Here is a 7478-nt window from a genome sequence, read left to right as displayed (position 1 = left end):
TGATGAGAACAAAATAAAGAACATGAATTTCAAAATTCATGTTCTCTAAAAGATTTTTATTCAATTGCGATTCTTCTTTAATTATCAGAATAATCGTAGATTATTAAAGGAGATTTTCAGTGACCTCAGCCTGAGCTCTGTGTTTTTTTGAGGAGGAAAATAGATGGATAACATTAAGACAAATCTTTTTAAAATGCTCGATAAACGAGTTCAGAAAGTGACGACTTATACTGGCTATAATAAGGCAGCGCTTCAATTATTCCAGACGATAACAGCCTATATCGAGCAACTTAATCAGGAAATCAGTGCAAACGTCAAAAACAGTGAAGCGGTCAAAATTAAAGTGGAAGGTGGTTTAATTGAATGGCTCGGCATCTACTACCAGCTTTCTATGAATGAGTCAGGTACTGTTAATATCATTTCGATTGATCCTGTTACCAACGATACGCAGCGTATTGATATCATTATAGAATTAGACGGGGCATTATTTTCCAGCAAATTTAATACTAGAATAAGCGAAAATGAAGCGATTATACTGAAATTGCTCACTTCTCATGAACGATTTAATAATCTCGAGCTCTAATGTAATATAAATCACATTAATCACATCATTTTGAACGTTTCAGTACAGTCTGTCCATACTCCTTTTAAATACTATATATAGATGTATAATATTGTTGTTAACACTATATATTGTGAAAGAAGTGATTGGATGTCGCTGGAAACTCAAATGGAAAGATTACAGAATAAAGAGAAGTCCATTATTAACGAGAATGCTAACAAAGATTCAAATGTGTTCAACACGCTTAGAGATTTAACTGCAGGTACTGTTGCTAAATATTATGGATTGAAATGGCTGCCTGCACATATCAGAGAGTCTCATATCAAAGGTGAAGTTCATTTTCATGATCTGGATTATCATCCCTATATGCCCATGACAAACTGCTGTTTAATCAATATTGAAGATATGCTGAACAACGGGTTTAAAATAGGTAATGCAGAAGTAGAACCCCCTAAATCAATACAGACAGCTGCTGCCCAGATTGCTCAGATTATAGCGAACGTCGCCAGTAGCCAGTACGGGGGGTGTTCGGTAGATCGTCTTGATGAAATACTCAGTAAATATGCTGTCTTAAATGCTGACAGACACCATCAGGATGCAGTCACCTATCATATCAGTGAGATTGATTCATACGTAATGAACATGACCCGACGTGATGTATATAGCGCTATGCAATCACTTGAGTATGAAATTAATACACTCTATTCTTCGAACGGTCAGACACCTTTTGTGACTTTTGGATTTGGCCTTGGCACCGATGATTATAGTAGATTGATACAGCAGGCGATACTGGATATCAGAATAAAGGGCTTAGGAAAAGAGGCAGCGACAGCTATTTTTCCGAAACTGGTTTTCTCTTTAAAAAAAGGGGTTAACCTGATGCATGACGATCCTAACTATGATATTAAAAAGCTTGCTATTGAGTGTTCGACAAAAAGAATGTATCCGGATGTGCTTAATTACAAGGCTTTAACAGATATGATTGGTGACTTTAAAGTGCCGATGGGCTGTAGAAGTTTTCTAAACAGTTTTGAACAGAACGGTGAGTACATCAATAGCGGACGGTTTAATTTAGGTGTCACCACTTTAAACTTGCCCAGAATCGCCATCGATAGCGGAGGAAGTCTGGAAGTCTTTATGACCATACTGGAAGAGAGAATGCAAATAGTGAAAGACGCGTGTCTATATAGAATCAAAAGAGTGAAAGAAGCACGTCCAGAGAATGCGCCTATTCTGTATCAATATGGTGCACTTAGCAGACTTGATAATGGTGAAGAGATAGACCAGTTATTCTATAACAGAAGATGTACAGTGAGTGTGGGTTATATCGGCCTTTACGAGGTAGGCGTGCTGCTCTTTGACAACGACTGGGAGAGTGATGATGAAGCGGTCAGTAGCCTGGTCTCTGTTGTTAAATTCATGTATGAACAGACTGAGACGTGGAGCCATATGTATGATGTACAGTTCAGTGTTTATGGCACGCCTAGCGAGTCGCTGACTGATCGTTTCTGTCAGTTAGATAGAGAACAGTTTGGTGACATAAAAGATGTCACAGATAAAGGATACTATACTAATTCTTTTCACTATGATGTACGCAAAAAAATCTCTCCATTCCAGAAGATTCGCCTCGAGCAGTCATTTGCTAGATACTCGATAGGTGGCTTTATCCATTATTGCGAGTACCCTTCGCTGCACCATAATCCTCAGGCGCTTGAAGCTGTGTGGGATTATGCATATGATAAAATTGGATACCTTGGCACAAATCTGCCGATTGACCATTGTTATGACTGCGACTTTGAAGGTGAGTTTAAGCCGACAGCTGAAGGGTTTGTATGTCCTGAATGTGGTAACCATGACCCTTCACGAGCAGATGTTGTTAAACGAACATGTGGCTATCTCGGCAATCCGCTTAAGCGGCCGATGGTTAAAGGTCGTCACCAGGAGATTGCGAGTCGAGTGAAGCATTTATGAAATATGACGGAGAGAACAGAGTCGCTAGAATTATACCGGATTGTGTAACAGACGGTGAAGGCGTTAGAGTGAGCGTGTATTTAGCTGGCTGTCACTTCAGATGTCCTGGCTGTTTTAATGCTTCTTTATGGCGTTTTGATGCGGGAGAAGAATTGACCGATGAACTGCTTAACAGAATCATTTACTTATTGAGGCCGGACTATATTAAAGGTCTGTCTATACTGGGCGGGGAGCCACTTCAAAATCAGCTGGTATTGAAGCGTTTAATCCATGCTGTACGTTTACATTTTGGCAGTACAAAGGATATCTGGATATGGACAGGCTATATGAAAGAATATATCGAATACGATGATCAGTTAAAATGGATTCTAAGTGCGGCAGATGTGTTAGTGGACGGGCCGTTTGTTAAAAGGCTTAAAGCTGACTTAGCTTTTCGTGGTTCACTCAATCAAAGGATACATTATTTATCTAAAAATTAATATAACTATATTATGTAAACTTATAAGTTTAAAATTAAAGGTCACTACTGTAGTGACCTTATTTTATTCTAAGCCTTGTTGGACGTTTATTGAACTTTGATAGGCTTGCATAGTTGTGCCGCCATCCATATGACCAGGTGGAATTACACCACTAGCCACAGCTGCGTTGTAGGCTTGTCTTTTCTCGACCTCAGTATAATTACCGAACATAATCTGCTGAAGCTGATCTGCAGTAGTCACACTGCTAACTGGATTTTCTGTACTCAGTGACTCTGAAGAAGCTTCTTCAGTTGATAATGTTTCTGTAGTTGGCTCCTCTGTAGTAGGAGTAGAAGTGACAGGTATTTCTGTTGTTGGTAATGCTGTAGTTGGCAGTTCTGTAGTTACCTCTTCAGTTGAAACAGCAGGTGCTTCTGTCGTTGGTGGTTCAGTTGAAACTTCTGATGTCTGATTTTCCTGTGAATTACGCTTTTCAGCTTTTATTTGTCCGCGTTTTTTACTTTCTTCGATTGCTTTTTTAGCTTCACTTGAAATCTGATTTGTTTTAGTTTCTGCAGGTTCTTCTTTAGCGCCACAAGCAGTCAGGACAACTGCTGATGTACACAAAATAATCGATATTTTCTTAAGTGACATGCTTCAACCTCTTTTTCTTGGATTTAGATTTAGTTTATCATATCCAAATTGTTTTTTTACATGCTTTTATTCTTTTCAAAAATGATTGAAAATGACGGCTACTACATAAAGATCATAATGAACGGTCATACATATTTATAGTATCCATAATTGAAGTACCATTGCCAGCTTTTTGGTACAATAACATAGGATGAACAGTTAAAGGAGCATAAGATGAGAATTTTATTTATTGGAGATATAGTGGGATCAATAGGCCGTGATATGTTAAGTGAGCATCTCCCGCACTTAAAGAAGAAGTATCAACCTAACTTTACAATTGTAAATGGTGAAAATGCTGCACATGGCCGAGGCATCACCGAAAAGATTTATAAATCATTTATGACTCAAGGGGTGGACTTCGTCACACTTGGTAATCACACATATGGTCAGCGAGATGTCTATGATTTTCTCGATCAGGACATCAAGATGATTCGGCCAGCGAATTACCCGGCAGAAGCACCAGGTGTCGGAATGAAAATTGTTCGCTTCAATCAGGATAAGCTCGCTATCATTAATCTGCAGGGCAGAGCGTTTCTACCTGCTATCGATGATCCTTTTAAAAAAGCGGATGAATTAATTGAGATGGCGCGTAAAGAAACAAATCATATATTCGTTGATTTTCATGCCGAGACAACTTCTGAAAAAGGCGCAATGGGCTATTATTTAGATGGTCGTGTCAGTGCCGTTGTCGGAACGCATACACATATTCAGACATCGGATAACCGTATTCTGCCGCAAGGTACCGGCTTTATCACAGATGTGGGGATGACAGGGGATTATGACGGCATTCTTGGCATCAATAAAGATGAAGTGATTCACCGTTTTATAACAGGTTTACCCGTCAAGCATGTCCTGCATGAAACAGGTCGTGGTGTCCTGTCAGGTGTTTACATTGAACTTGATAAAGCAGGTAAAACAAAGAAAATCGAACGTATCTTAATCAATCCTGATCAGCCGTTTATCGGCCATTAGTATGAATTTAGTTCAAATACCCGCACAAGTCATGTGACTGTGCGGTTTTTCTGTTATATTGAGTGATGAGATAAATTGTAGGAGGATGAAAACTTGAAATCACAAATTTCATGGAAAGTCGGTGGACAGCAGGGGGAAGGAATTGAATCAACGGGTGAGATTTTTTCAACTGCTTTAAATAGACAAGGCTATTATTTATATGGCTATCGTCATTTCTCAAGTCGTATCAAAGGGGGACACACTAATAATAAAATCCGTGTCTCAACTACACCTGTTTACGCGATCAGTGACGATTTAGATATTCTCGTGGCATTTGACCAGGAGACGATCGATCTTAACTATCAGGAACTGACATCAGAAGGTGTTATTTTAGCGGACGGCAAATTCAGTCCTGAGAAACCGGAAGATTTTGAAGGACTGCTGATTGAAATCAACTTCACGGAAATCGCGAAGGAACTGGGTACTGCTCTCATGAAAAACATGGTTGCAGTCGGTGCGACTGTTCAACTTTTAGGTCTCTCACTTGAACCATTTGAAGAACTAGTAGAATTGATGTTCAAGAAAAAAGGCGATAAAATCGTTGCACTGAATAAAGAGGCATTGAAAAGTGGTGTCGCTGAAATATTGAAATACGGTGAAGAGATTGGTGACCGTTTTAATCTTGAAGACAGTGATGGCGTCGGTCATCTCTTCATGATTGGTAATGAAGCCATTTCACTAGGTGCCTTAGCAGGCGGCGCTCGTTTTATGGCTGCTTATCCGATTACACCTGCCTCAGAGATCATGGAGTATATGATTGATAAGCTGCCTAAATTTAACGGTACGGTCATCCAGACAGAAGATGAGATAGCGGCTGCTGTAATGGCGATTGGTGTCAATTATGCCGGTGTCAGAGCGTTCACAGCGTCAGCGGGTCCTGGTCTGTCACTCATGATGGAAGCGATCGGTCTTTCAGGTATGACAGAACAGCCGCTCGTCATCGTCAACACAATGCGCGGCGGCCCGTCAACAGGTCTGCCGACAAAGCAGGAACAATCCGATTTAATGCAGATGATCTATGGTACACATGGTGATATTCCGAAGATTGTTATCGCGCCGACTACTGTTGAAGATGCCTTTTATTTATCAATGGAAGCCTTTAACCTTGCTGAGGAATATCAATGTCCGGTTATTCTCTTAAGTGACCTGCAGTTATCACTCGGTAAGCAGACGGTCCCTGAGCTGGATTACAACCGCATCGATATCCGCCGCGGCAATATTGTCAGTGACGTACCGGATGCAGAGACGAAAGATTACTTCAAGCGCTATGAAGTGACAGAAACAGGTGTCTCTCCACGTACATTGCCTGGAACGAAAAACGGCATCCATCACGTAACAGGTGTTGAGCACGCTGAAGATGGTAAGCCATCTGAATCACCTGTTAACCGTATTAAACAGATGGAAAAACGTATGCGTAAAATTGAAGCGCTGAAAATTGAACAGCCTGTTGTAGAAAGCGGGGGTCACGCCGACGCTGATATCCTTGTTATTGGTTTTATTTCTACTCATGGTGCGATTGAAGAAGCAATGATGCGTACAGATCTTAAAGTCAACCACATGCAGATCAGACAGCTGCACCCGTTCCCGACAGAAGAAGTACAGTCTGCGCTTGATAAAGCGAAAAAAGTCATCGTAGCAGAAAACAACTATCAAGGTCAGCTTGCTCAGATCATCAGAATGAATACACAGCATCAGAATAAAATAACTAGTTTCGTCAAATATGACGGAACACCATTCCTGCCGCATGATATTGAAGATAAGATCAATACAGTGGTGAATGAAGGAGTCGACAAATAATGGCAACATTCAAAGATTTCAGAAATACAGTAAAACCTAACTGGTGTCCGGGCTGCGGAGATTTCTCTGTGCAGGCCGCTATCCAAAAAGCAGCAGCAGGAGTCGGCCTTGAGCCGGAGAACCTCGCTGTTATTACCGGTATAGGCTGTTCTGGCCGTTTATCAGGGTATATCAATTCATACGGCTTCCACAGCATTCATGGTCGCGCATTACCGCTTGCTCAAGGTGTGAAGATGGCCAACCAGGAACTGACAGTCATCGCTTCTGGTGGTGACGGAGATGGTTTCGCGATTGGTATGGGTCATACGATTCATGCGCTGCGCCGTAACATTGACTTAACTTACATTGTCATGGATAACCAGATTTATGGACTGACAAAAGGACAGACTTCACCGAGTTCAGCGCACGGTTTTGTGACGAAGACGACACCTAAAGGCTCTATTGAAAAGAATGTATCGCCTCTTGAACTGGCAATCACAAGTGGTGCAACATTTATCGCACAAAGTTTCTCATCAGATATTAAAGAACTGACGGCGATTATTGAAGCGGGTATTCAGCATAAAGGATTCTCTTTTATCAATGTTTTCTCACCATGTGTCACTTATAACAAAATTAATACGTACGACTGGTTCAAGGAAAACCTGACTAAAATCGCTGACATTGAAGGTTACGACCCTACTAATAAATCTCAGGCGTTATCAACCGTAATGGAGCATGACGGCCTCGTGACAGGTATTGTCTATCAGGATACAGAGACACCAAGCTACGCAGAACAGATCGACGGCTATAGCCCGAATTTATCTCAGGCAGAGATGAAAATTACACAGCCCGAATTCAATGATCTTATGTTACAATTTAAATAAATCATAAAAACACTAGGGGAGCTTCGTGCTGAGACTGGATTTTATCCTAAACCCTTTTAACCTGGTCAGATAATGCTGACGGAGGGAAGTGTCTCAAACACAACCTCAGCAGGTTGTGTTTTT

7 protein-coding genes and 1 riboswitch are annotated in these 7478 nt (G+C 40.9%); of the genes, 6 read left to right on the top strand and 1 reads right to left on the bottom strand.

The window, feature by feature from the left end; all coding sequences use genetic code 11:
- Positions 1–163: 163 nt before the first annotated feature.
- The 3 genes from ERX27_RS08705 (at position 164) to nrdG (ending at position 3012) form a co-directional block, all read left to right on the top strand.
- Positions 164–583: a hypothetical protein gene (locus ERX27_RS08705; RefSeq protein WP_133432452.1), complete on the top strand. Its 420-nt coding sequence runs from the start codon at positions 164–166 to the stop codon at positions 581–583.
- Positions 584–664: 81 nt separating this feature from the next.
- Positions 665–2533 carry an anaerobic ribonucleoside-triphosphate reductase gene (gene nrdD / locus ERX27_RS08700; RefSeq protein ID WP_133432451.1) on the top strand — a complete coding sequence of 623 codons (1869 nt, stop codon included), beginning with the start codon at positions 665–667 and terminating at the stop codon, positions 2531–2533.
- On the top strand, positions 2530–3012 hold the full coding sequence (gene nrdG, locus ERX27_RS08695; protein ID WP_133432450.1) for an anaerobic ribonucleoside-triphosphate reductase activating protein: 483 nt from the start codon (positions 2530–2532) through the stop codon (positions 3010–3012). The genes nrdD and nrdG overlap by 4 nt, the downstream gene beginning before the upstream one ends.
- Before the next feature lie 63 nt (positions 3013–3075).
- Here nrdG and ERX27_RS08690 read toward each other — a convergent pair whose 3' ends face one another.
- Positions 3076–3645, bottom strand: coding sequence for a hypothetical protein (locus ERX27_RS08690; RefSeq protein ID WP_133432449.1), 570 nt, complete (start codon positions 3643–3645; stop codon positions 3076–3078).
- A 213-nt stretch (positions 3646–3858) separates the two neighbouring features.
- Between ERX27_RS08690 and ERX27_RS08685 the strand changes: the two genes are divergently transcribed.
- The 3 genes from ERX27_RS08685 (at position 3859) to ERX27_RS08675 (ending at position 7355) form a co-directional block, all read left to right on the top strand.
- The gene (locus ERX27_RS08685) at positions 3859–4656 is read left to right on the top strand and encodes a TIGR00282 family metallophosphoesterase (protein WP_133432448.1); all 798 of its coding nucleotides are present in this window, start codon (positions 3859–3861) and stop codon (positions 4654–4656) included.
- A gap of 93 nt (positions 4657–4749) precedes the next feature.
- On the top strand, positions 4750–6492 hold the full coding sequence (locus ERX27_RS08680) for a 2-oxoacid:acceptor oxidoreductase subunit alpha (protein ID WP_133432447.1): 1743 nt from the start codon (positions 4750–4752) through the stop codon (positions 6490–6492).
- Positions 6492–7355 carry a 2-oxoacid:ferredoxin oxidoreductase subunit beta gene (locus ERX27_RS08675; RefSeq protein ID WP_133432446.1) on the top strand — a complete coding sequence of 288 codons (864 nt, stop codon included), beginning with the start codon at positions 6492–6494 and terminating at the stop codon, positions 7353–7355. The genes ERX27_RS08680 and ERX27_RS08675 overlap by 1 nt, the downstream gene beginning before the upstream one ends.
- A gap of 4 nt (positions 7356–7359) precedes the next feature.
- Positions 7360–7459, top strand: a riboswitch (TPP riboswitch).
- Positions 7460–7478: the final 19 nt, after the last annotated feature.

The organism is Macrococcus brunensis, from assembly GCF_004359615.1.
In the GTDB taxonomy this organism is placed as follows: Bacteria; Bacillota; Bacilli; order Staphylococcales; family Staphylococcaceae; genus Macrococcus; species Macrococcus brunensis.
This window is presented reverse-complemented; position numbering and strand designations above follow the sequence as displayed.